This is a genomic window from Pseudomonas sp. FBCC-B545 (assembly GCF_059134095.1).
Window position 1 is genome coordinate 52,976 of the sequence record NZ_CP101441.1, and the last position, 25,192, is coordinate 78,167.

The following is a 25,192-nucleotide window of genomic DNA, read 5'->3' on the forward strand; positions in this document are numbered from 1 at the left end:
CTAGCGATAACGCGGGAAACCTGACAACCAGTGGCGCCCTCAGGTTTCTCGCGAGCAAGCTCGACTCCTGCAAAGGCCTCAGCTTTCCAGCCAGACGTCCCGCGCCCAGTGCCATACCGATTCCCAGGTTTCTTCGGTAACGAGTTCTTCTTCGCCGGACCACAGCACCACGGTGCCGTCTTCCTCGACGCAATAGTAGTCATCGCCGTCCTGGCAGATCGGGATCATGCTGCGATCAACGCCGGCATCCCAGGCGTTGGCGGCAACCTCTGGCAGGTAGGTGTGGGATTGTGGGTCGGTGACGGTCACCGGCTCCAGGCTGCCGTACACCACATCACTGACGGTCAGCAGGAATTCGCGGAAGACAAACGGGATGTCGATGAACAGTTGTTCTTCGATTTCCACCAGTTGGTCTTCGTCAGGCAGCTCCAAAGGAACCGGGACCGGTTCGTTGGCTTCACGCAATTGTTCGATGATTTCTTCCACGGCCGGGATCCTCTTGCTAGATGGCGCGGTTTATAGGGGCGTTTTATACAGTAGCTCGCTATAAGTGCAACCGTGAAATAGAAAACCCCGGACATGTCCGGGGTTTTTGTTACCGCTTGCTCAAACGTGCAGGTTTCAGCCGTTCTGGCGGATACCGGCCACCAGCCATGGCTGGTCCTCGCCCTGGGCACGTTCCATGTTCCAGCTTTCGCTGAACACTTCGCCCTGGTCGAAGCGCGAGGTCTTCGACACGCCGCTGAAGGTCAGGGTGGCGATAGTTTTGTCGGCGCGATCATCCACACCGTCCAGTTGAACGCGCAGGTCGTCGATGTAGGTCGACTGGAACGCGTCACCGATCTCGGCACGTTCGCGCTTGAGGAACTCCAGCAGTTGCGGGGTCACGAACTCGGAGATCTTGTCCATTTCGTTGGCGTCCCAGTGTTGTTGCAGGGACTGGAAGTGGCTGCGGGCCGCTTCGACGAAACGCTCTTCGTTGAACCAGGCCGGTGCGTTGATCACCGGACGGGCGGCAGCGGCAGGTGCTGCCGAACCACCGAAGATCGAACCCATGGCAGGCTTCTGCTCGAATACTTCACGCTGCATTGGCGCGCCGGCTGGAGCCAGGTGCTCCTGCTGCTTGCGACGACGGGCGGCGATAAAGCGGAAGATCACGAAAGCAATGACGGCCAGGATCAGGATATCGAAAATCTGCATGCCCTCGAAGCCGCCGCCCATGAACATGGAGGCGAGCAGGCCACCGGCAGCGATACCGGCCAGAGGGCCCAGCCAGCGCGAAGCACCGCCGGCCTTGGCAGCAGCGCCAGCGGCACCGGCTGCGCCCGCAGTGGCGGCTGCACCGCCGGCACCGGCGCTTGGAGCCATCTGGCTGGTCTGGTGAGTCGGCGCCGCGCCCGAGCTTTTGCCGCCACCGAAGCGTTTGGCGTTGGCGTCGAGGCTCATCGTCAAGCCGATGCACAACGCCATGGCGATGCTAAGAAAACGTTTCATAAAGGGAATTCCCATTTGTGGATTGCACGCGCGCCATGTTGCACAGGTGTCGTGACAGTGGCTAGCGGCATAATGTTTCGGGCTTTTGCGTAAGACCGAATCCGAAGGGTCTGTAGGACGTTTTACAGATATTGGCGCGTCCTCGTGAAATACAAGGGAGCAGCCGTAACCTTCATGTTGAACCGTTCTCTGTAGGAGCGAACTCGCTCCTACAGGTGAAGCGTGTCAGACCGCTTCGAGTTTCGCGTAGCCCATCATCAGCCACTTGCTGCCTTCGGCGAAGTTCACCTGCACCCGCGCCTGGGCACCGGCGCCTTCGAAGTTAAGGATCACCCCTTCGCCGAAGATCGCATGCCTGACCTGCTGGCCCAGGCTGAACGGGGTTTCCGGAATCTCGGAACCTGCGAACATGGTGCTGGAGTTTTGCTGCTGACCACCGCCGAACGGGCGGCTGACGCTGTTGGAGAGGCGCACTTCCTGGATCAGCCCTTTCGGCACTTCACGTACAAAGCGCGACACCTTGTTGTAGGTTTCGCTGCCGTACAGGCGTCGGGTCTCGGCATAGGTCATCACCAGGTTCTGCATCGCCCGGGTAATGCCCACATAGGCCAGGCGGCGTTCTTCCTCGAGGCGGCCGGGTTCTTCCAGGCTCATCTTGTGGGGGAACAGGCCTTCTTCCATGCCCACCAGGAATACGTAGGGGAATTCCAGGCCCTTGGCGCTGTGCAAGGTCATCAGCTGGATGCTGTCTTCGTGCTCATCGGCCTGGGTATCGCCGGCTTCCAGCGACGCGTGGCCCAGGAAGGCGGCGAGCGGCGTCAGCTCTTCGTCCTCGTCGGTATTTTCGAAGGCGCGGGCGGCGCTGACCAGTTCCTCGAGGTTTTCTACCCGGGCCTGGCCTTTCTCGCCTTTTTCCGCTTCGTGATAAGCGATCAGCCCGGACTGCTCGATCACGGTCTGGGTCATAAGGTGCAGGGGCATTTCGGCGCACTTGGCGGCCAGGTTCTCGATCAGCTCGACAAACACGCCCAAGGCCCCGGCGGCGCGGCCGGTCAGGCCTTTGTTGGCGATCAGCAAACGCATGGCTTCCCACATCGACACATCGGCATGGCGTGCATGGTCGCGGATCGCCTCGACGGTTTTCTCGCCGATACCGCGGGCCGGGATGTTGATCACCCGCTCCAGTGCCGCATCGTTGCCACGGCCCTCGAGCAAGCGCAGGTAGGCCATCGCGTTCTTGATTTCCGCCCGTTCGAAGAAGCGCTGACCGCCATAGATACGGTAGGGAATGCGTTCGCGCAACAAGGCTTCTTCCAGCACCCGCGATTGGGCGTTGGAGCGGTACAGAATCGCGATATCGCTGCGCGCCAGGCCGGTTTTCAGCGCGCTTTCGATGGTTTCCACCACGTAGCGCGCTTCATCGTGCTCGTTGAACGCCGCGTACAGGTTGATCGCCTCGCCTTCGCCGCCGTCGGTCCACAGCTCTTTGCCCAGGCGCCCGGTATTGTTGGCGATCAAGGCATTGGCGGCCTTGAGGATCCCGGCGGTGGAGCGGTAGTTCTGCTCCAGGCGAATGGTCACCGCGTCCGGGAAGTCTTCGGAGTACTGGTAGATGTTCTCGATTTTCGCGCCGCGCCAACCGTAGATCGACTGGTCGTCATCGCCCACCACCATCAGGCTGTCGCCGCCCTTGGCCAGCAGGCGCAACCAGGCGTATTGCACGGCGTTGGTGTCTTGGAATTCGTCTACCAGGATATGGCGGAAGCGCTTCTGGTAATGGGCCAGCAAACCGGGGTTGTCACGCCACAGGTCGAGGGCGCGCAGCAACAGTTCGGAGAAGTCGATCACGCCGGCACGCAAACACGCCGCCTCGTAGGCTTCATAAATGCTGCGCATGGTAGCCAGGAACAGATCGCCGCTGGCCTGGATATGCTGCGGGCGCAGGCCCTCGTCCTTTTGGCCATTGATAAACCATTGGGCCTGGCGCGCCGGCCAACGCTGTTCGTCGAGGCCCAGTTCGCGGATCACGCGCTTGACCAGGCGTTGCTGGTCGTCGCTGTCGAGAATCTGGAAGGTCTGGCTCAGCCCCGCTTCCTGCCAATGCGCCCGCAACAGGCGGTGCGCCAGGCCGTGGAAGGTGCCCACCCACATGCCGGCCGGGCTGATGCCCATCAACTGCTCGATGCGATGGCGCATCTCGGCAGCGGCCTTGTTGGTGAAGGTCACCGACAGGATGGAATGTGGGGACGCGTTTTCGACCTGGATCAACCAGGCGATACGGTGCACCAGCACTCGGGTTTTACCGGAGCCAGCACCGGCCAGGACCAACTGACGGCCAACGGGGGCCGCTACGGCCTGGCGTTGGGCATCGTTGAGGGAGTTCAACAAAAGAGAGAGATCATCGCGCATCGACGCATTCTATGGGCCTAAGGGGGCTCGGGCAAATCTCAATGCCAGGTGGTCGACGCAAAACATCCGGAGCGCTGTCGACCGGGCAGACATTCTGCCGAGGGGGATGACCGGTTGGTCATGGGCCGCAGCCCGCGCCGCGTCTTGCTCAAGCCGTCTGCGCCAAAGGTTTGCGGGCCATTGCCGAGGTTTTTTTATGACTTGGAGCAGTTTGGCCCAGGCACTTGCTTGTGTATGCTCCGTCGACGTTCCGGGCTCACCATTATAAGAACATCGCCTATGACCCTTAGCACCGACCTGTTAGGCCCCTCGGCGGCGCCTGCGCAGCTCATCCGTAAACACTATGCAACCGAAATGGCGGTCGAGCGCACACGCCTGCTATATCAGGGGTCGCTGCTGCCGACATTGCTGATGTTGGTCAACGGCCTGGTCTGTGCCTGGTTGCTGTGGAACCCCGAGCAATATCTGCTCGATAGCATCTGGCTGCTCTGGTTGCTGGCTCTGGTGGCGATGCGTGTGATTCAGGTGGCGGCCTTTGATTCGGCAATGCCCAGCCGCCAGGCCCAACCGGTGTGGCGGCGTATGTTCATGCTCGGCTCGGCAGTCAGTGGCCTGACCCTGTCCGTCGCGGCTATTGCCCTGGTGCCCGCCGACAGCTTTATGCACCAGGCCTGGGTGTTTGGCCTGATCGGCGCGGCCTCATTATCGGCCAGCGTGGCCTATGCCGTGAGCCTTTGGGCCTTCCTGTCGTTTGCCTTGCCGTGCCTGGTGCCGGCCATCGCCTATCTGTTCTGGAATGGCGCCCCCCAGCAGCAGGGCTGGGGGGTGCTCGGCCTGATCCTGCTGGCGTCCCTGAGCCTGGTGGCCTGGCAAATCAACCGCCTGATCCAACACGGGCTGTTGCGACGCTTCCAGAACCAGGCCCTGATCGAGCATTTGCAACAGGCGCAGCAACGCAGCGAACAATTGAACCTGGAACTAGTGCGTGAAGTCGAGCAGCGCCGCCAGGTGGAGCAGGACTTGCGCGAGGCCCAGGTTCGCCTGCAAGACCGCGTGGCGCGACGCAGCCAGGAGCTGGATGCCGCCAGCCTTGCCCTGAATAAAAGCGAAGCGCGCCTGGCCATGGCCCTGCAAGCCAGCGAACTGGGACTGTGGGATTGGAACCTGCAAACCGACGAAGTCCACCACACCCAACTCAAGGAGCTGTTCGGCCTGGAGCCCGAGTACGTCACGGCGATGCTCAGCCACCTCAAGCCGCGCCTGCACCCCGACGACCTGCCGCTGCTCAAGCGTGCGCTGGTGGAGCATCTCAAAGGCCGTAGCGAGGACTATCAGGTGGAGTACCGGGTGCGCCATGGTGACGGGCATTGGGTGTGGATCCAGGACCGTGGCCGTGCGGTGGAGCGTGCGCCCAACGGCCGCGTGACCCGCATGCTCGGCACGCGCCGCGACATCAGCGCCAGTAAGGCGCTGGAAGAACAGCAACGGCTCGCCTCGACGGTGTTCGAGGCGGCCAGCGAAGGCATCGTGATCCTCGATCCAGAGTACGCGCTGATCGCAGTGAACCAGGCATTCAGCCGTGTCACCGGTTTTGACATCGACGACATGCTTGGCCGCAATGTGGTGGAACTGCCCAGCAGCCGAGATGCGCGACGCCACTTCCCGGTGATCCGCCAGGCGCTGCTCAGCCACGGTACCTGGCAGGGCGAGTTGGTGGAAACGCGCAAGAACGGTGAGCTCTACCCGCAGTGGCTGCAACTGAACGTAGTGCGCGATGTCCGGGGAAACGTCAGTCATATCGTGGGCTTTTTTGCCGATCTTTCGGCGCGGCGCGAGTCCGAGGAGCGTATGCGCTACCTCACTCACTATGATGAACTGACCGGCCTGGCCAACCGCTCGCTGTTTCGCGAACGCCTGCGCGAGGCCCACCAGCGTGTGCGCCAGGGCGGGCGCAGCCTGGCGCTGCTGCATATCAACCTGGACCGCTTCAAGTTGCTCAATGACAGCTTGGGCCATGAAGTGGCCGACCAGTTATTGCAGAAAATGGCCCGGCGTTTGATCAACGCGTTGCCTGAAGCCGACACCATTGCGCGCCTGTCCGGTGACGAGTTTGCCGTGCTCTTCGACGCCTACGGCAACCTGTCGAGTCTGGCACGGGTGGCGACGCGGCTGCTGGCAAAACTGCGTGTACCGGTGACGGTGGAGGGGCATGAGCTGGTGGTTAGCGCCTCAATGGGGGTTAGTCTGCTGCCGGATAATGCGCGGGAAATTTCTGCGCTGGTCAGCCAATCGAATATGGCCATGCAGCACGCCAAGCACTTGGGCGGGAATAATTTCCAGTTTTACACCGACAGTCTGCAAGCCAGCACCCTAGAACGTTTGCAGCTGGAAAACCACCTGCGTAAAGCCATCGAGGAGCGTCATCTGAGTGTGTTCTACCAGCCTAAACTGTGCCTGGCCACCGGTAAGCTGAATGCCGCCGAGGCGCTGATCCGCTGGGAGCATCCGCAATGGGGCATGGTGCCGCCGGGGGACTTTATCGGCCTGGCCGAAGAAACCGGCTTGATCGTGCCGCTGGGCGAGTTCGTGCTGCGCCAGGCGTGTTGGCAGGCTTGTGAGTGGCAGCGTCAGGGGCTCGCGCCGATTCGGGTATCGGTCAACCTGTCGGTGCATCAGTTGCGCCAGGGCAAGCTGGTCAGCCTGGTGCGCCAGGTCCTGGAAGAAACCGGCCTGGACTCGCAATACCTGGAGCTGGAGCTGACTGAAAGCCAGTTGCTCGACAGCGTTGAACACATCATTGCCACCTTCCAGCAGTTGCGCGACCTGGGGGTGAAACTGGCCATCGATGACTTTGGCACGGGTTATTCGTCCCTGAGCTACCTCAAGCGCATTCCGGTGGACTACGTGAAGATCGACCAGACCTTTATCCGTGGCCTTGGCCAGGGGCGTGAGGATGCGGCGATCACCCGGGCAATCATCGCCATGGCCCATGGGTTGGCGCTCAAGGTCGTGGCCGAAGGCGTGGAAGATCAGCAGCAGCTGGAGTTTCTTCGCGGTGAGCAGTGCGATGAAGTGCAGGGTTATCTAATCAGCCAGCCGATGCCGGCCGAAGGGCTGGCGGATTTGTTACGCAAAAATGCAGATTTTTCTTAACGCAGCGTAGGCTGAATATATGGCTACATAGCGCCTGCCCGCTGAAACCAGAGGGGGAGCAGGGCGATTTAGTGATGCATCGAACGGGCAAAACGAGAATTCTTGTAGTATAACTACAAGCTTGCTACATCCCTGGCGCCTGCCAATAACAAGAGTCCTGCCCTTTGAACCTGTTGCAACATATCGCCCAGTCGCGCCACCTGTTACGCAAATCGGAACTCAAGGTTGCCGATCATGTGCTGCTTGATCCTGCGGCCGTGATGCACAGTTCCATGGCCGACCTGGCCCACAGCGTGGGCATCAGTGAGCCGACCATCGTGCGCTTCTGCCGCGCCATTGGCTGCTCCGGGTTCCAGGATCTGAAACTCAAGCTGGCACAAAGCCTGGCGGCCGGCGCGAGCTTTGGCCAGTTTGCGATCCATGAAGACGACTCTGTTGCCGACTACAGCCTGAAAATCTTCGACACCACCTTGCATACCCTGATGGAAGTGCGCGAGAAGCTCGACCCGGTGGAGCTGCAAAAAGCCGTAACTGCCATGTCCCAGGCCCAGCGCGTCGAGTTCTATGGCTTTGGTGCCTCGGGCGCGGTGGCGGCCGATGCCCAGCACAAGTTCTTTCGCCTGCTGCTGACGGCTGCGGCCTACAGCGACCCGCACATGCAGGCAATGTCGGCCGTTACATTGAAGCCCACTGACGTGGCGATCTGTATATCCCAGTCCGGTCGTTCCAAAGATTTGCTGATCACCGCCAATCTGGTGCGTGAGAGCGGCGCTTCGCTGATTACCCTGTGCCCGAGCCAGACGCCATTGGCGGAGTTGTCCACGGTGAACCTGGCGATCGACGTGCATGAAGACACCGAAATCTACACGCCGCTGACCTCGCGCATCGCTCATCTGGTGGTGATCGACGTGCTGGCGATGGGCGTGGCCATGGCCCGTGGCCCGAGCCTGGTCAACCACCTCAAGAGCGTGAAGCGCAGCTTGCGCAGCCTGCGCCTGTCGCCCAAATCCGTCAAAGCCCTCGACGACTAAAAATTGTACACAGTAAAAAATGTGGGAGGGGGCTTGCTCCCGATAGCGGAGTGTCAATCACCCATTCATTGACTGACCCACTGCTATCGGGAGCAAGCCCCCTCCCACATTGGAATCTATTGTGTGTCCAGAATCTTCATCAGGCTGTCATCGCCCCGTCATCCCCCGCGTCCACCCTGTACTCCCCCGTACTCGCATTGGGAGACTCCAAATGACCCGGCACTACGAAGACAGCAACAGCACCGTCAAGACCCGTCGTCAGCAGGAAGACCAGCGCCGCATGGCGTTCCGTCGCGCCATCGAAGACCGTTGCGAAGAGCGCCAGTTGCTCCAGAGCATCACTGACTACCCGGAACTCCATTGGCAGGCACCCGTGGCCGCCCAGCGAAACGCTCAGCCAACGCGCTGATCTGCACCCGTTCGCTGCGGATAAAGCCCAGGAACGCGTGAGCCACTGGTGACAGGCGTTTAGCCTTGGCCTGCACCAGGCACCAACTGCGGTACAGCGGCAGTTCTTCCACCGGCAGCTCCTTGAGCCCGCCGGTGGCCAGTTCCAGGTTCAAGGCGTGGCGCGTCAGCAGGGCCACACCCAAACCTGCGACCACGCACTCACGCTGCGCCTCGGCCGACGCCACTTCTACCGTCTGAGTGAAATGCACGCGTTTTTCCTTGAAGTACTCCTCGCAGGCCAGCCGTGTACCGGAGCCCGGTTCGCGGATAAGCAGCGTGTAAGGCTCCAGGTCTTGCAGGCGCAGCGGCCCTTGCAAGCTCAACGGATGATCTGGCAGCGCTACGGCGACAATCGGGTTGTTGAGAAACGGCAGGAACTCCAGGCCCATGTCCTGGGGCACCATGGACATGATAACCAGGTCATCGCGGTTATCCGAAAGCCGGCGAATGACCTGGGCGCGGTTGACCACGGTCAGATGCAATTGCACTTCCGGATGCTGGCGCTTGAAGGCGGCAAACAGGTGCGGCACGAAATACTTGGCGCTCGATTCCACCGCCAGTTTCAGCTGGCCCTGCAGCGAGCCCTGCATGTCCGATAGCTGCATATCGAGGTTTTCCAAGCGCCCGAAGATATCGCGGCTGGCGCGCTGCAGGGCTTCGGCCGCCTCGGTCATGTAAAGTTTTTTACCAACATAATCGAACAGCGGTTGGCCGATCAGCTCTTCCAGCTGGCGAATCTGCAGGCTGACAGCGGGTTGCGTGAGGGACATTTCCTCGGCTGCGCGGCTGTAGGAGCGCAGATCGCAGACCTCATGAAAGATCTGCAATTGACGTAATGTCAGTCTCATCAGTGACTTACGCATCATTTACCTCCCTTCACCCCAGGCTATCCGGCCAACTATAAGTCTTTACTTATGCATGACCCAATAATTATTGATTTTTGTTAATCCCTTGACGGGCTTAGTGTGTGTCTCGCGACTGTCATGAAACATTTGGTCACGCGCCGACCCAGTTCCATCAGGTCGAAGACGCAGCAATCGGCTCAAGGGAATTTCCAAGTGATAAAAAAGATCCTGATCGCCAACCGTGGTGAAATTGCCGTACGAATCGTACGTGCCTGCGCCGAGATGGGCATTCGCTCGGTCGCGGTCTACTCGGACGCCGACCGCCACGCGTTGCACGTCAAGCGTGCCGACGAGGCTCACAGCATTGGTGCCGAGCCCCTGGCCGGCTACCTGAACCCGCGCAAGCTGGTGAACCTGGCGGTGGAAACCGGTTGCGACGCCCTGCACCCCGGCTATGGCTTCCTGTCAGAAAATGCTGAACTGGCGGACATCTGCGCCGAACGCGGGATCAAGTTCATTGGCCCGTCGGCCGAAGTGATCCGCCGCATGGGCGACAAGACCGAAGCGCGCCGCAGCATGATCAAGGCCGGTGTGCCGGTTACGCCGGGCACCGAAGGCAACGTTGCTGACATCCATGAAGCCCTCACCGAAGGCGACCGCATCGGTTACCCGGTGATGCTCAAGGCCACTTCCGGTGGCGGCGGTCGTGGCATCCGCCGTTGCAACAGCCGCGAAGAGCTCGAACAAGCCTTCCCCCGTGTTATCTCCGAAGCCACCAAGGCGTTCGGTTCGGCGGAAGTGTTCCTGGAAAAATGCATCGTCAATCCCAAGCACATCGAGGCGCAGATCCTCGGCGACAGCTTTGGCAACGTGGTGCATTTGTTCGAGCGTGATTGCTCGATCCAGCGTCGCAACCAGAAACTCATCGAAATTGCTCCAAGCCCCCAGCTGACCCCCGAACAGCGCGCCTATATCGGCGACCTGTCGGTGCGCGCCGCCAAGGCCGTTGGCTACGAGAACGCCGGCACCGTGGAGTTCCTGCTCGCCGAGGGCGAGGTGTACTTCATGGAGATGAACACCCGGGTGCAGGTGGAACACACCATCACCGAAGAAATCACCGGGATCGACATCGTGCGTGAGCAGATCCGCATAGCCTCGGGACTGCCGCTGTCGGTGAAACAGGAAGATATCCAGCACCGTGGTTTCGCGTTGCAGTTCCGTATCAACGCCGAAGACCCGAAGAACAACTTCCTGCCCAGCTTCGGCAAGATCACCCGTTATTACGCACCCGGCGGCCCCGGCGTACGCACCGACACGGCGATCTACACCGGCTACACCATCCCGCCGTTCTACGACTCCATGTGCCTGAAACTGGTGGTGTGGGCGTTGACCTGGGAAGAGGCCATGGACCGCGGCCTGCGAGCCCTGGACGACATGCGCCTGCAAGGCGTGAAGACCACCGCCGCCTACTACCAGGAAATCCTGCGCAACCCGGAATTCCGCAGCGGCCAGTTCAACACCAGTTTCGTGGAAAGCCACCCTGAGCTGACCAACTACTCGATCAAGCGCAAACCCGAAGAGCTGGCCCTGGCCATCGCCGCCGCCATCGCCGCCCACGCAGGCCTGTGAGGAACATTCCAATGACTAAAAAGATCTTCGTAACCGACACCATCCTGCGCGACGCCCACCAATCGTTGCTGGCCACCCGCATGCGCACCGACGACATGCTGCCGATCTGCGACAAGCTCGACAAAGTCGGCTACTGGTCCCTGGAAGTCTGGGGCGGCGCGACCTTCGATGCCTGCGTGCGCTTCCTTAAGGAAGACCCGTGGGAGCGCTTGCGCAAACTGCGCGCCGCGTTGCCCAACACGCGCCTGCAAATGCTGCTGCGCGGCCAGAACCTGCTGGGCTACCGCCACTACAGCGATGACGTGGTGAGGGCTTTCGTGGCCAAGGCGGCGGTTAACGGTATCGACGTGTTCCGTATCTTCGACGCCATGAACGACGTGCGTAACCTGCGTGTGGCTATCGAAGCCGTCAAGGCCGCTGGCAAACATGCCCAGGGCACCATCGCCTACACCACCAGCCCGGTGCACACCGTCGAGGCTTTTGTGGCCCAGGCCAAGCAGTTGGAATCCATGGGTTGCGACTCGATCGCGATCAAGGACATGGCCGGCCTGCTGACCCCGTACGCCACCGGCGAACTGGTCAAGGCGCTGAAAGCCGAACAGAACCTGCCGATTTTTATCCATTCCCACGACACCGCCGGTTTGGCCGCGATGTGCCAGCTCAAGGCCATCGAAAACGGTGCCGATCATATCGATACCGCCATCTCCAGCTTCGCCTGGGGCACCAGCCACCCGGGTACCGAGTCGATGGTCGCCGCGCTTAAAGGCAGCGAATTCGACACGGGCCTGGATCTGGAACTGCTGCAGGAGATCGGCCTTTACTTCTATGCAGTGCGCAAGAAGTACCACCAGTTTGAAAGCGAATTCACCGCGGTCGACACTCGCGTGCAAGTCAACCAGGTGCCGGGCGGGATGATTTCCAACCTGGCCAACCAGTTGAAAGAGCAGGGCGCCCTCAACCGCATGAGTGAAGTGCTGGCCGAAATCCCCCGTGTGCGTGAAGACCTGGGCTTCCCCCCACTGGTCACCCCGACCTCGCAGATCGTCGGCACCCAAGCGTTCTTCAACGTGCTGGCCGGCGAGCGCTACAAGACCATCACCAACGAAGTGAAGCTCTATCTGCAAGGCGGCTATGGCAAGGCGCCCGGCACCGTGAACGAGAAACTGCGTCGCCAGGCCATCGGCAGCGAAGAAGTGATCGACGTGCGTCCGGCCGATTTGCTCAAGCCGGAAATGACCAAGCTGCGCGGCGAAATCGGCGCGTTGGCCAAGTCCGAAGAAGACGTGCTGACCTATGCCATGTTCCCGGACATTGGGCGTAAATTCCTTGAAGAGCGCGACGCGGGCACCCTGGCACCGGAAGTGCTGCTGCCGATTCCGGAAGCCGGCGGCGTGGCCCGTGCCGGCGGCGAAGGTGTGCCGACCGAATTCGTCATCGATGTGCATGGCGAAAGCTACCGCGTCGACATCACCGGCGTGGGGGTGAAGGCCGAAGGCAAGCGCCACTTCTACCTGTCCATCGACGGCATGCCGGAAGAAGTGGTGTTCGAACCGCTCAATGAGTTTGTCAGCAGCGGCGGCAGCAAGCGCGAGCACGCCACCGAGCCGGGCCATGTGAGCACGGCGATGCCGGGCAATATCGTCGACGTGTTGGTCAAGGAAGGCGATGTGGTCAAGGCTGGCCAGGCTGTACTGATTACCGAAGCCATGAAGATGGAAACCGAAGTGCAGGCAGCGATTGCCGGCAAGGTGACCGCCGTTCATGTGGCCAAGGGCGACCGGGTCAACCCTGGCGAAATCCTGATCGAGATCGAAGGCTGATTACAGCCTTCGAGGCTAACGTTTAATCCTCGGGGGGGCAGGTGCCCCCCTTTTTTTTGCCCGCTATTGAGCGTTCGGCAGCGTTAGAAGCTCACCTTCCACTGGCCCATCAGGCCTTGGTCGCGACCGTGGTTGCCGCTTTGGCTGGTATAGGCCAGGCCGACACTGTGTTGGGTCGAGAAGGTCAGGTCCAGGCCGGCTTGCAGGTCCAGGCTGTCGCGGTCCAGGGCCGTACCAGTGATGCTGAACGCATCGATCAGGGCCGGCGCATAGCGCGAGGATTGGCGGACCTGGCTGGCGACGTCGCCATAGAGGTGTTTCCAACTGGTGCTCAGGTGGGGCGTGAGGCTCATCTTGTTGTCGAACTGATACACCGTCGCCAGGCGCAGGCCCAGGGTGCTGTTCAGGTTTCGTTGGGTTTGTGGGCCGACATTCAACGCGGTAAAGCCGCCGCTTTCTTTGAAGCGTTCGCGTTGGTAGCGCTGGTAACCGAGGCCAACGAAGGGTTCGACGCTGGAATCGCCACTGCCCAGTTGATAGCCCAGTTCGGAGAACAGCGTTTGACTGTGAGCTTTGTAGCTGCCTTTGAGCGACTCCGCGTAATTCAGAAGGCTGACGCTGCGCTTGTTCTGCCCGGCATGGTTGCTGTAGATCGCTCCAAGGCGCAGGGCCAATGGGCCATCCTGGCGCACGGCATAGCCGCCCAGGTGCCAGCTGTCCAGATCGGCGGCGAAACGTGAGGCGTCTAAGCGGCTGGAGGTTTTGGCGCCCATGACACCTACCCGCCAGGCTGGGTCGATTGCCCAGTCGGCACCCAGCAGCAGGCCTTGGGTATCGTGTTTCAAGCCAGCACTGCCGTGTTGTGAACCAAGGCTGCCGCCATTGCCCAGGCCCTGCACCCAGAAGTGGCCAGCGTCGTCAGTAGGCAGTGTGCGCAAGGTGGAGAGCAATTGGCTGCTCAGGTGCTGCGTGGTGCGTTGGGTCGCGGCGGCCAGGTTGGCGTTTTGACTACCGGCCAATTGCTCAAGGACTGCACCGATGCCTCCGGGCTGTTTGCTCAGTTGGTCGAGTTTTTTCTGCATGTCCTTGAGCTCTTCGGCGCTCATCTCGCCGGATGCAACCAGCTGAATCAAGGCCGGTTCCAGCACCTTGGCGACTTGCAGACCATTGTGCGAGGTGGCCTGCTGCGTAAGGAAACCGTCGAAAGGCGGAGGAATGGGCGGGGCGCCGAACCCGGACATGAACTCCCACTGAGCGGGAGCGGCGTCGTAGGGTGACCGATATTCGATATCGCCGCGCGCGTGCACAGGTTGAAAACTTGCGGCTGCCGCAAGGCTGATGACTATCGCGATTCTTTGCAGTGTAAAGGGCATGAATTCCCAACCTCTGATGAATGAGGCCGGGAATTTAGCGGGGGCGCGGGACGATAACTGTCAGGCCATTGACCGCTGGTTTGCGGGAGTTGTCTTCAGTGAGATGCGATTAAAAACTCATGGGCTCGACAGCATTATCAGACCGTGAAATCGCTGAACGCGGCCTTGCGACCAGATGGGCGTGGTCCAGGCAGGCGCAACCTCAACCGCGGCGCACATAACCTCTGCCGAAATGCCGCTCCATACGCGCCTGGATCAGCTCCAGGGCCAATGACATCACCCAGTAAATGATCGCCGCCGTGGTGAGCATCTCGATATAGCGGTAGCTGGAGCGGCCATAGGACTGCGCCAGGAACATCACTTCCCATACCCCCATCACCGAAATCAACGACGAATCCTTGAGCATCGAGATGAACTGGTTGGTGGCTGGCGGGATGATGGTGCGCATAGCCTGGGGCAAGGTGACGTGCCAGAAGATCTCCCTGTCGCGCATGCCCAGCGCCAGCGCGGCTTCGCGTTGACCATGGGGGACGCCGAGGATGCCGGCGCGGAAAATTTCACTCAGGTACGCGCCATAGTTCAGCGACAACGCAATGATCCCGGCGACGATGGCGCCTGGCACCAGGCCCAGTTGCGGCAGGCCCAGGTAAATCAGCAGGATCTGGATCAGCAGCGGTGTGCCGCGAAAGAACGAGGCGTAGAAACTGGCAATGCCAAACGCCACTGCGCTTTTCGACAGGCGCCCCAGCGCCGTGATAAAGCCCAGCACCGATGAGGCAACTATGGCACACAGGCAGAGAAACAGCGTCAGCGCCGCACCTTGCACAAAGCCGTTGGGCGCCAGGTGCAGACCGACCAGGTTGGGCAGCTTGTCGAGGATGATCGAGAACTTCAGGTCAAAGCTCAGGAAAAAACTGGCAAACAGTGCAAACAGTACCGCCCAGGTCAGGTATAGCCGTATACGAAAGCTCATTGGCTGATATCGGCGCCGATCCATTTTTGCGACAACTTGCTCAAGGTGCCGTCCTGTTTGAGCTCGGCGAAGACCTCACGCACTTTGCTGTCCCATTGCGCGTCGCCTTTCTCGATGGCTACCGAGTTGGGCTCCGAATACAACGGCGTGCCGGCGAGCTTGAAGCGTTTATCTTGCGTCAGGCGCGGCTGCGCGGTCACCAGGTTGGTAAGGATCGCATCCAGGCGTACGCCCGCACCCAGGCCGAGGTCCTGGAACGCCACGTTGTCGGTGTCGTACGGGGCGATCTGCACATCCTCGAACGGATACTGCAGCTGGGTATCTTCGGCGCCCTCGATCACCAGGTTCTTGTTCAGATAACTTTCGTAGCTGGAGGCACTGGTGAGACCGACTTTCTTGCCGCTCAGGTCTTTGGCTTCGTGGATACGATCATCCTTGGCATTGACCACGATCACGGCGGGCGAGGCATAGTATTGCACCGGGAAGTCGAACACCTCGGCACGCGCCTTGCTCGGGGTCATGGAGCAGATACAAATGTCGTAGCGCCCGCTCCAGCGGCCGGCGGCGATCACGTCCCACGACGGCGTTTCCAGGCGCAGTTTCACCCCCAGTTTTTGCGCCACGGCCTTGGCCACGTCCACGTCGAAACCGTCGAGCTGGTTCTGCTCGTTGAGAAATGAAAACGGCGGGTAACTTTCCATCAACACGCCGACCAACTCTTTTTTCTGCTCGATACGGTCCAGGGTGACGCCGCCAAAGGCTTGGGTGGAAGCGGCCAACATCGTCAGGCCGAGGGCCTGCAGCAGTCTGAATTTCAAAATCGAGCACCTGAATAAAAAAGTGGTTGTTATTAACCGAATGGTACGCATTAAATAGTTATAAGAACGACTCTCATAGTGAGTTATTTTCATAAGCATATGAGTAAAAAGCATATGGGCGCAGCTAACACAGTAATTCTCGATGGCGGCATGGGCCGTGAACTGCAACGCCGTGGCGCACCGTTCCGCCAGCCGGAATGGTCGGCCCTGGCCTTGAGCGAAGCGCCGCAAGCAGTGGAGGCCGTGCATGCGGCCTATATCGACAGCGGCGCCAACGTGATTACCAGCAATAGCTATGCGGTGGTGCCGTTTCATATCGGCGAAGAGCGATTCGCCGCCGAAGGCAAGGCGCTGGCGGCACTGGCCGGTGAGTTGGCGCGACGGGCGGTGGATGCATCCGGCAAAGCGGTACGGGTCGCCGGTTCATTGCCACCGCTGTTTGGCTCTTATCGCCCCGACTTGTTCCAGGCCGAACGGGTCAGCGAGTTGCTGACACCACTGGTGCAAGGCTTGGCTCCTCACGTCGACCTGTGGCTGGCGGAAACCCAGAGCTCAATCGTTGAAGCACGAGCGATTCATGCCGGCCTGCCGCAGGACGGCAAGCCATTTTGGCTGTCGTTTACCTTGAAAGACGAAGACACCGACGACGTACCACGCCTGCGCTCCGGCGAGCCAGTGACGGAGGCGGCCGAGGCTGCCGCGCAGTTGGGCGTGCAGGTGTTGCTGTTCAATTGCAGCCAGCCGGAAGTGATCGGTGCAGCGATCGATGCGGCGCGTGAAACCTTCGAGCGATTGGGTGTAGCGATCCAGATCGGCGCCTATGCCAACGCCTTCCCGCCGCAACCCAAGGAAGCCACGGCCAACGACGGCCTGGACCCGTTACGCGACGATCTCGACCCGCCAGGTTACCTGCATTGGGCTGCTGATTGGCAGGTGCGTGGCGCCAGCCATTTGGGCGGGTGCTGTGGCATCGGGCCGGAGCATATTGCGGTGCTGGCGCAGCGCCTGACCAACTGATTTACCGCACTTCAAAGTGTGGGAGGGGGTGCCCCCTCCCACATTTGGTTTTGTATGGGTTGTGAGGCCTAGGTCCGGCATTCGGCCAGGGTTTTCAGCTGGCCCGAGCCGCTCTGGTTCGCCTCCGATAGCCATGCCTCAAACCCTGCGCCTACCTTTGGCCATTCCGAATCGATGATCGAATACCACGCGGTATCCCGGTTCCTGCCTTTGACCACCGTATGCTGGCGGAACACGCCTTCAAAGCTGAAGCCCAAGCGCTCGGCCGCATACTTGGAGCGGGCGTTGGCGTTGTTGCACTTCCATTCCAGGCGGCGATTGCCCTGCTCGAAGGCATACTTGGCCAACAGGTACACCGCTTCGGTGCTTTTGGGCGAGCGTTGCATCGAAGCACCGAAGGTGACGTGGCCGATCTCGATGCGGCCCTGCTCGGGCACGATCGACATCAGGCTGAGGATGCCTTGGACCTGGCCGGTCGCGCGGTCGATCACGCTGAAGAAATATGGGTCACTACCGGCTGCATGGTTGTTCAGCCAGGCATCGAAGGCGCTGCGCTCTGGAAATGGGCCGTAGGGTAAATAGTCCCACAACTTCGGGTCGGCACCGGGGCCTTCAAGAGCTTGCCACAGTTGATCGCCGTGGCGCGCCGGGTCGAGTTTTTCCAGGCGGATAAAGCGCCCTTCGAGCAGTTGAGCCGTGGGGGCCGGGACGCCTTTCCAGTCGGCGAGGGAAGTGGACATATTGCGCTCCTTAAAGACCTTGGCGAAATTGGATGAAGCCTGGGCGTTCGGCGATGCGTTCGTAGAGCTGGATCGCGGTGGCGTTGGTCTCGTGGGTCAGCCAATGCACCTTGCAGCAACCATCGGCCTTGGCGGTGGCGTAGACGTACTCGATCAACTGGCGGCCCACGCCGCTGCCGCGTTGTGACGGAACTACCAGCAAATCCTGCAGATAACAGGAGTTCTCGATGCTCCAGTTGGAGCGGTGGTAGATGAAGTTGACCATGCCCACGGCCTTGCCGTCTTGCCAGGCCAGGGCCGAGTGGGTCGGCTCGCTGGCGTCGATCAAGCGTTGCCAGGTGCTGAGGCTGACGGCCTCCGGCAGTTCAGTGTTGTAGAACTGCAAATACGCTTGCCACAGCGCCAACCAGGCGGCGTGATCAGTGGCGGTGACCGGGCGGATGTCGATCGGGCTCATTCTAAAACTCCTTGGGGCATAAAGCGGGCGAGGGTCTGGTCGCGCACGTCGAGGCTGGTGGCCAAGCCCTCGCGAATGCCGTTGATGTCAGCCTGGCTGCGGTTCTGGCCGAGTTTGCGCTTGCCTACCAAACGTTCGATCGGCAGGGCAAAGCCGACGATGGCCTTGAGCATGCCGTCAATGTAGTTGGCCGGGGCGTCGCTGACTTTCCACGGCTGGGCGCGGTTGCCTTCATGGCGGTCTGTCAACGCGGTAACCACGGCCAGCAGACGCTCGGCGTCGGTAAACGCTTCGGGCTTGCCATAGGCATGCACGGCGATGTAATTCCAGGTTGGCACCACCTTGCCGTGCTCGGCCTTGGCCGGGTAGAACGATGGGCTGATGTAGGCGTCGGCGCCGGCAAAGATCACCAACGCTTCGCTGCCGTCTTGCAGGTCTTTGCACTGGGGATTGGCCTTGGCCAAGTGCCCGTAGAGGGTGCCATGGGGGCCTTCATCGGGGTTGAGCAGCAGCGGCAGGTGGCTGGCTTGCAGGCCTTGCTCACCAAAGGTCACCAGTTGCGCCAGGCGCGTATGCTGGATCAATTGCTGGATTTCGGGCAAATCGTCGAGGGCAAAGGCGCGAGGTGTGTACATGGAAATTTTCCTTGGCGAATGCCTGCATCCTAGGCAGGCTAATGGTTCGTTGTAAGAGCCATCTAGCGCCAATTTCATAGGTCCAATATGTCGTGCACTACACCGCCGTTGTCATTCAATCCTGCCGGCATCGAGCTGGATCGCCGCCAGGGCCTGACGCGCCAACTCTATGAAGCCTTGCGCCAGCGCGTGCTGGACGGGAGATTGGTGAGCGGCACGCGGTTACCCGCCACCCGCGACTTGGCAACGGCATTATCAATTTCGCGCAACAGCGTAGTGCGTGCCTATGACCAGCTGTATGCAGAAGGGTTTATCGAGAGCCGGGTCGGAGACGGCACTTACGTCGCTCAATTACCCGCCCCCAAAAAACTATCCACAAAAGTATCCACAGGGTTAACAACAGGCTTATCCCCAGCTTTATCCACAAAATGGATGGATTTTTCTGGAAATTTGGACGATGAAGTTATCCACAGCGGCGGCTTGGTGAGGGTAAAAAATAACCACCTGCCCCAGCCGCCATCGGGGCCACCACGGGCATTTCGCGTGGGAGTGCCGGCTTTCGACCTGTTTCCGTTCGAGGTATGGGCCAAGCTGAGCGCGGCGTTCTGGCGCAAACCGGACCCGCAACAACTGTGCTACGGCGACCCGGCGGGTGATGGTCGCCTGCGCGAATTGATCGCCGCCTACTTGCGCAGCTCGCGGGGCATGCAGTGCAGTGCTGAGCAAATAGTGATCACCAGCGGCGCACAGCAGGCGATCAGCCTTTGTGCACAGCTGCTGGTGGAGCCTGGCGACGGCATTGCGGTGGAAAACCCTGGCTATCGCGCGGCAGGCCACGCGTTCGCCCTGGCCGGCGGGCGACTGCACGGCGTGCCGGTGGACGGCGAAGGCATCGACTGCCAGGCGCTCAATGCCCTGGGCGATTGCCGGGTGGCCTATGTCACGCCTTCCCACCAGTACCCGCTGGGCGTGGTGATGAGCCTGGCGCGTCGCCTGGAACTGCTGGACTGGGCGCAGCGCACGGGCGGTTGGGTGGTTGAGGATGATTACGACGGTGAGTACCGCTACAGCGGTGCGCCGCTGTCGCCACTGGCGGCGCTGGATCGCAGCGGGCGCGTGCTGTACGTCGGCACCTTCGGCAAGGTGGCGTTCCCGGCCCTGCGCCTGGGTTACCTGGTATTGCCGTCGGCTTTGGTGGACGCCTTTGCCCAACGTCGCGCCGTGGACATGCGTCATTCGGAGGTCAGCACCCAGGCGGTGATGGCTGAGTTCATGGCGGCCGGGCATTTCCAGCGGCATATCCGGCGCATGCGGCGTGCGGCCCTGAGCCGACGCAACACGTTGCTCGCCGGCTGGCCGGGCGACCTGCCTGGCCTTGGCCCGCTGCCCAATGTACCGGCAGGGTTGCACCTCACGGTGAGGCTGGACAGCCTGGCCCATGAGCAGCAATTGCTGGCCCAGGCGTTGGCCGCGGGGGTCGAGGTCAATGGCCTGAGCAACTATTGGCTGGCAGACTCAATTACCCCCGCCGACCAACGCGCCGGGCTGGTACTGGGGTTCGCCGCTGTGCCGGAGGCGGCGATTACCCAAGCGCTGGTGCGATTGCGGGCGGCATGGCAGGGTTAGGGGGGCTGTCGAAGAACAGTGATTTGGCCAGTGCCGAGCTGATTTCACTACGGTAAATCGCGATTTGGTCCTTGTCGCTGGTGCCGGTGCGCTGCACCGCTCCGCGGAGCTTTTGCTGCTTGCGGGTCTTGAGGTGTCCAGCTGTAAAGTGCTCGGCCTCAGCCTGGGGCGAGGCGTAGTGAAAGTGCGCGTACCAGAGCACGGTTTTGCTCTGTTTATCGACAATCTCATATTCGTCCATATAGTCGTTACCCGGTCTTTTGAGGCGCTGACGGCTCTGCACCTTGACAATTTTCACCAGCTTTTGCTCATGCAGCCACTGCACCCGTGCCGCCGTGGGCAATTGTTGCTTGGTCATGTTGATGCGTGTCTGTGAGCCCAGCTCATAGAGGTGCTTGGCTTTGTCATTGAGCTGACGATTGAGCGTGGCGGCCGAAGGGCGGTCGCTTTCGGTGAGGTTGAGCTGGGTCAGGGCCGACTCCACATCCGTCACGGCCTGCTCCAGGCGTGCCGCTTGCTGGTGGAACATTTCCTCGATCTCTACCGGAATGCGCTCCGGTCTGCGCGAGTGCGCCAACAAACGCTGGGTGGCCACCGGCTCTTCATCCAGCAGCCGTTGCCCGGCATTGAGGCTTATCCCCAGGTCCACCGGCTTGGTCACTGTCGGCCTTGAGGTGGCTTCGTTGTGTGCCACCCAGACTCCTGGGGTTTTTTCGTGGAAGGTGGCGATCACCTTGCCGGTCAGCGGGGCCTTGACGTCTACCAGGGCGGCATCGCTTTCCCGTGGTTCTCCGACCACGATGCCCTTGAAACAGGTCTTGATGATTTTGCGTCGAGGCCGCTCGGGCGGTTTCGACGGTCCTGGCTTTGGCTCAAGGGCTTTGCGCTGACGCAACAGCTGCGCCAGTTCGTGCAAGGCGCGTTGATGAAATTCTTCGATGCGCTGGCGCAGTACTTCCACGGGGTCACGTTGCAGTTGCTCTGGATATTCGGCGTGCAGGTCCAGCAAGCGATGGTCAACGATGTCGAATTGCTCGGCCAAGCTGTTGAGCGTTTCGATGCGCTCATCCAGGCTGCTGCCTTCGGGCTCGCCGAGGATGTCAATCACGCTCTGCACATGCAGGTCGGCGGCGTCGATGATATCGCTCAGCTGTGCGCGGACATGGGTCAACACCGCGCTGTTACCGGCTTTGACACACAGATAGCGCATCAGGGTGATGTGCAGCGCCTTCAGGTCGGGGAGCGTGATATTGGGCAAGGCGCGCATCGTCGACTGGATAACTTCTGCACCATCGACACCAAGGTTTTCCAGTTCCTTGAAGCGACCAGCCACATATTCCAGGCGCATGATCATTTCCAGGGTCTGAGTCGCAATAGTCTCGGCGGTTCGCCTCTCCAGCGAGGCGGGTAATTCGAGCGCATTGAGGGAACCCAACAAGGCATCGCGGTAAGCGGGCAATTGTTCATTAATGGCGGCTCGCGTCAGCGCCAACTGGTTTTTCAGGAAGCCAATCATCATGCTCTGGTATTCAGGCACGTCGTCGATGTGGCCCAGGGACCTGAGTTGGCGAATGGGCTCTTCGTACTCCAGCAGGCGTTGATTCACATCTCTGATGAAATTTTCACGGCGTAAGTCAGTGGAGGGCCCTGGCTGTGTGCCGATGGCAGCGAGGGTATCGGACATCTGTTGTTGTCGATCCCGGTCGGTGATTTGGAAGCGGTCAATACTTCTGCGCAGTTCTTCAATGCGCGGCGGTTTCTGCTGCCTGGCCGTGCGCAGGCGGTTGCGGAAACCGCCGCCACGCAGGCGCAGGCGGGGATCGACGAACCACTGCCCAGCCCTGTTACTGATCAGCAATGGGCCGGTACGGTTTGGGATTATCGAGTCGATAACAACCACGTTGTCGTTGGCGTCTACCTTGACCTCGAACCAGCGCTTGCCAACTGGTACGAACCATTTGTTGGCGGCGGGATACAGATGGTGGTGGGTACCGGCTTGCTTGTTCTGCTCGCCCAATTCGGCGGGCCGCTCCACATTGAAACTCTCCAGCCATGTGCGCAGGCTCGTGGGGGTGCGGCTGAGTGCGCCGCTGACGTGCAGGGAGCCCTGGTGCGAGGCGAACAGTTCGGTGCTGGGCAAGTCCGGCAGCTGCACCGCGCTGATAGAGGGCGCGGGCAGCGCCGGTTGTTCTGTGTTGGTGTTCGACAGCGGCTCCTCGGGCACCTTGGGCTTGAGCGTTTCGTCTGTCGCCGGGGCGGACGGATGACGCAGGGCCACATGCAGCGCCAGGGCCATTCCCAGGTTGAGCCACAGGTCCACCAGTGAGGTCCAGGGCGTGGCTTTGTCGGCGGCATTGACTGCCTGCCCGACCTCTTCCAGGTCATCCATGATCTGCCACATCCAGGCCGCGATTCCCACCGTAGGGCCAAGGAACGGCAAGGTCGCATTGAAAATCTGCCAGCCGGCACGGCGAAAGGTCGCCCAGCGTTTTTGCACGTTGGACACCGATTGACGAGTCGCCAGCTCCACCATGGCATTGGCGTTGGCCTTGAAGAGCGAACCCAGTATGTCATTGCCCAGCACTTCGTCGCTCAAGGCAATGGCGCCGCTCATGTACACCACGGTGGCGGGCTCGACCAGCACGCGGGCAAGTGTCCAGGGCGACGGCACGGCGCCGGGGAACACGTACTGTGCGTAGTTGAAACGCGATGCTTCGGGTAACCAGGCCAGCACCGATTCGCGCAGATGCCGATCATGTTTGATCGCATACAGCAGGTTTTGCCGCGAGGGGAATTGGCGCAGCATCGGTTCAAGCAGCGGGCGGTACAGTACGCACGGGCCCTGGTCGGCGGACCGGGGCTCGATCACGAACATGTTGGTCACCCCGTCCTGTTCGTGCCCGGGGCGCAAGGTGGGAATAAAGGCCAGCTGACGGATGACGATTTCCTGCCCATCGAACTGGCGGTCATGGGCGTCAGGTTGCATCAAGGCGGCAACGTATCGGTAACCAAGCTCATCCAGGCCATAGCGTCCCTGGATTTTCCATTGCAGGGCCAGCATCGGCAGCTGCACACGCAGGTGACTGGTGTAGAGCTGTTGCCGTGCCTGGGATTGCACCGGGTCTTCAAGCAGTGTGCGCTTGATCAGCGCCGGATAGTGCTCGCCGATATCCAGTTGGGTAATCAAGTCCTTGAGGTAGCTGTATGTCAGCCATTCAGGCGCGGGACCGCCGTTATACGCCACGCTGGTCTCGCCGGTGGGCAGCCCGGTGAGATTTTCCAGGGCCAGGTCGATCAGGTTGCGACGGGTGATGTCGATCTGTCCAGGCACAGCAAAGGTGCCCCATATGACCGGGCTCTGGATGATGACTTCGACCTTGTCCGGGTTCAGCCTGGTGCTCTGTTTGTCGGCCTTGAACCGGCTTTGCAATTGCGCGCGGGCATAGTCGCGTATCGGCGCAATACCGTCCTGAAACAAGCGGCCATGACTGGAGGTGTGCACCTGGGCCAAGTCAATGAGGTAACGGCCATAGGCGGCTGCATCGGCATCACTGGCGTCGGCCAGCCAGTCGGGCATTTGCTGGTGGACTTGGTGAACGCGCGACAAGGACTGTCCGCTCAGGTCTTCGAGGGCGGGCAGGGCACGGGTTATGGTCGAAGGGACGCCGGGCTGGCCGAGGGCGGCGCGGCCCTCGCGGTCATCGAGCATGCCGATGGCTTCGATTTGCATGGAGATCAAGGCGCAGGCCAGGCTGTCGAAAAAGTTGTCGGCCGGCTCAATCAGGCGCCATTGCAATATCGTGCCGTGGGGCATCTGGCTCAATTTGGACGGAAGGCTTGCCCCGACCTGCTCCAGTGAGGCGAATTTCTCGTAGCCGTCGACCAGGGAGTAGGCGAGGATCTTGGTTTTTTCCTCGTGCTCGCCGATCAATAGCGTCTTGTCCAGCACGCCGATATGACGAACCTGACCATCGTGCAGCAAGTCTATATCGATCAGGCAGGCACGGCTCTTGTACGGGTCCTTGGCACTGCGGGTTTCTTTCTGCGCAAAGTGGTACAGCGTTCTGGCCATGGCGCAGTCGTCTGCGTCCCAGCCTTCTACAGTATCCACATCCACGTTCCACACTTTGCGCAGTGAGTTGGCGAGCACTTGCCAGCGCGGGCCATTACCGTCGCTGGATTGGTTCCAGTAATCGAGCTGTTGTTCCTGGAAAGCGGTGAACAGCAACGGCGCCAGCTCGTTGATCAAGCGGCCGACAGCGTCGATCTTCACCGGCAGGTGCACGGCCTCCCAGGCATGGGATTGCAGCGAGAGGTAGTGCTCGCCGTCGATATAGACCACCGGCCTGGGCGATATGGCCTGGTGTGCCAAGACTGAGGTCAGGGACTCGGCTGTACCCCTGGATGAGACGATCAGATCGTCGATGACTCGCCAACGCGGATGGCAGACCATGGCCAGGTCCGGGTCGATATCCAGCTTCGGATATTGCTCGCGCAGGGCAGTGCGCAAGGTGTTGGCCGCGACTTCCCGGCTGGTGGGGCCGGTAGTCAGCTGGATGAGCAGTTCATCGACGGTGGGCGGCCGGTTGGTTTGCGAAGTGTCCGTGGCGACGGTGTTGTCGGGCATCTGCAGCTCCTTGGCAGGCGTTGGCCCGAGCGGGCTGCAACGGACCTTGGAGGGCGCAAGGTAAGCCTTTCAGGCGTGGCGACAACGGTAGATAA

General features: G+C 60.8%; 18 protein-coding genes. 7 read left to right on the forward strand and 11 right to left on the reverse strand.

The window, feature by feature from the left end; all coding sequences use genetic code 11:
* Positions 1–78 precede the first annotated feature (78 nt).
* The 3 genes from NMB39_RS00270 to uvrD all read right to left on the reverse strand — a co-directional run bounded on the left by NMB39_RS00270 (position 79) and on the right by uvrD (position 3,903).
* Positions 79–486, reverse strand: a complete 408-nt coding sequence (locus NMB39_RS00270; RefSeq protein ID WP_057023274.1) for an SMI1/KNR4 family protein — start codon at positions 484–486, stop codon at positions 79–81.
* A gap of 135 nt (positions 487–621) precedes the next feature.
* A complete protein-coding gene (locus tag NMB39_RS00275) occupies positions 622–1,494 on the reverse strand; it encodes a Tim44 domain-containing protein (protein WP_057023275.1) in 873 nt (290 codons plus the stop codon).
* A 225-nt stretch (positions 1,495–1,719) separates the two neighbouring features.
* Complete coding sequence (gene uvrD / locus NMB39_RS00280) at positions 1,720–3,903, reverse strand: DNA helicase II (protein ID WP_057023276.1); 2,184 nt, start codon at positions 3,901–3,903, stop codon at positions 1,720–1,722.
* 279 nt (positions 3,904–4,182) lie between these two features.
* On the opposite strand from uvrD, the gene NMB39_RS00285 reads away from it, so the two are divergent.
* The 3 genes from NMB39_RS00285 to NMB39_RS00295 all read left to right on the forward strand — a co-directional run bounded on the left by NMB39_RS00285 (position 4,183) and on the right by NMB39_RS00295 (position 8,496).
* Positions 4,183–7,056 (forward strand): EAL domain-containing protein, encoded by a 2,874-nt coding sequence (locus NMB39_RS00285; RefSeq protein WP_124356355.1) that lies wholly within the window; start codon positions 4,183–4,185, stop codon positions 7,054–7,056.
* Positions 7,057–7,220: 164 nt separating this feature from the next.
* Complete coding sequence (gene hexR, locus NMB39_RS00290) at positions 7,221–8,087, forward strand: transcriptional regulator HexR (protein ID WP_003177007.1); 867 nt, start codon at positions 7,221–7,223, stop codon at positions 8,085–8,087.
* 211 nt (positions 8,088–8,298) lie between these two features.
* Positions 8,299–8,496 carry a PA3496 family putative envelope integrity protein gene (locus tag NMB39_RS00295; RefSeq protein ID WP_080889045.1) on the forward strand — a complete coding sequence of 66 codons (198 nt, stop codon included), beginning with the start codon at positions 8,299–8,301 and terminating at the stop codon, positions 8,494–8,496.
* Here NMB39_RS00295 and NMB39_RS00300 read toward each other — a convergent pair.
* Positions 8,426–9,400 carry a LysR family transcriptional regulator gene (locus tag NMB39_RS00300; protein ID WP_057023278.1) on the reverse strand — a complete coding sequence of 325 codons (975 nt, stop codon included), beginning with the start codon at positions 9,398–9,400 and terminating at the stop codon, positions 8,426–8,428. The genes NMB39_RS00295 and NMB39_RS00300 overlap by 71 nt on opposite strands.
* A gap of 195 nt (positions 9,401–9,595) precedes the next feature.
* Between NMB39_RS00300 and NMB39_RS00305 the strand changes: the two genes are divergently transcribed.
* The gene (locus NMB39_RS00305) at positions 9,596–11,011 is read left to right on the forward strand and encodes an acetyl-CoA carboxylase biotin carboxylase subunit (RefSeq protein WP_003195732.1); all 1,416 of its coding nucleotides are present in this window, start codon (positions 9,596–9,598) and stop codon (positions 11,009–11,011) included.
* An 11-nt stretch (positions 11,012–11,022) separates the two neighbouring features.
* Positions 11,023–12,831 carry a sodium-extruding oxaloacetate decarboxylase subunit alpha gene (gene oadA / locus NMB39_RS00310; protein ID WP_494339732.1) on the forward strand — a complete coding sequence of 603 codons (1,809 nt, stop codon included), beginning with the start codon at positions 11,023–11,025 and terminating at the stop codon, positions 12,829–12,831.
* Between the two features lie 83 nt (positions 12,832–12,914).
* Here the strand turns inward: oadA and NMB39_RS00315 are convergent, their stop codons facing one another.
* The 3 genes from NMB39_RS00315 to NMB39_RS00325 all read right to left on the reverse strand — a co-directional run bounded on the left by NMB39_RS00315 (position 12,915) and on the right by NMB39_RS00325 (position 15,995).
* Positions 12,915–14,204: an autotransporter outer membrane beta-barrel domain-containing protein gene (locus tag NMB39_RS00315; protein WP_494339731.1), complete on the reverse strand. Its 1,290-nt coding sequence runs from the start codon at positions 14,202–14,204 to the stop codon at positions 12,915–12,917.
* Between the two features lie 202 nt (positions 14,205–14,406).
* Complete coding sequence (locus tag NMB39_RS00320; RefSeq protein ID WP_198720111.1) at positions 14,407–15,177, reverse strand: amino acid ABC transporter permease; 771 nt, start codon at positions 15,175–15,177, stop codon at positions 14,407–14,409.
* A complete protein-coding gene (locus tag NMB39_RS00325; protein ID WP_057023281.1) occupies positions 15,174–15,995 on the reverse strand; it encodes an ABC transporter substrate-binding protein in 822 nt (273 codons plus the stop codon). Before NMB39_RS00325 ends, NMB39_RS00320 begins: the two co-directional genes overlap by 4 nt.
* Before the next feature lie 114 nt (positions 15,996–16,109).
* Here NMB39_RS00325 and NMB39_RS00330 point away from each other — a divergent pair, with 114 nt between their 5' ends.
* Positions 16,110–17,012 carry a homocysteine S-methyltransferase family protein gene (locus tag NMB39_RS00330; RefSeq protein ID WP_057023282.1) on the forward strand — a complete coding sequence of 301 codons (903 nt, stop codon included), beginning with the start codon at positions 16,110–16,112 and terminating at the stop codon, positions 17,010–17,012.
* A 68-nt stretch (positions 17,013–17,080) separates the two neighbouring features.
* On the opposite strand, the gene NMB39_RS00335 is transcribed toward NMB39_RS00330, so the two are convergent.
* The 3 genes from NMB39_RS00335 to NMB39_RS00345 are packed head-to-tail and all read right to left on the reverse strand — an operon-like array spanning position 17,081 to position 18,844.
* Positions 17,081–17,752, reverse strand: coding sequence for a GNAT family N-acetyltransferase (locus NMB39_RS00335; RefSeq protein ID WP_057023283.1), 672 nt, complete (start codon positions 17,750–17,752; stop codon positions 17,081–17,083).
* Between the two features lie 10 nt (positions 17,753–17,762).
* Positions 17,763–18,209, reverse strand: coding sequence for a GNAT family N-acetyltransferase (locus NMB39_RS00340; protein ID WP_494339730.1), 447 nt, complete (start codon positions 18,207–18,209; stop codon positions 17,763–17,765).
* Complete coding sequence (locus tag NMB39_RS00345; protein WP_494339729.1) at positions 18,206–18,844, reverse strand: FMN-binding negative transcriptional regulator; 639 nt, start codon at positions 18,842–18,844, stop codon at positions 18,206–18,208. The genes NMB39_RS00340 and NMB39_RS00345 overlap by 4 nt, the downstream gene beginning before the upstream one ends.
* Positions 18,845–18,931: 87 nt before the next feature.
* On the opposite strand from NMB39_RS00345, the gene pdxR reads away from it, so the two are divergent.
* Positions 18,932–20,470 carry a MocR-like pyridoxine biosynthesis transcription factor PdxR gene (gene pdxR / locus NMB39_RS00350; RefSeq protein ID WP_198720114.1) on the forward strand — a complete coding sequence of 513 codons (1,539 nt, stop codon included), beginning with the start codon at positions 18,932–18,934 and terminating at the stop codon, positions 20,468–20,470.
* Here the strand turns inward: pdxR and NMB39_RS00355 are convergent.
* Positions 20,427–25,097, reverse strand: coding sequence for a dermonecrotic toxin domain-containing protein (locus NMB39_RS00355; RefSeq protein WP_494339728.1), 4,671 nt, complete (start codon positions 25,095–25,097; stop codon positions 20,427–20,429). The two genes, pdxR and NMB39_RS00355, sit on opposite strands and share 44 nt — an antisense overlap.
* Positions 25,098–25,192: the final 95 nt, after the last annotated feature.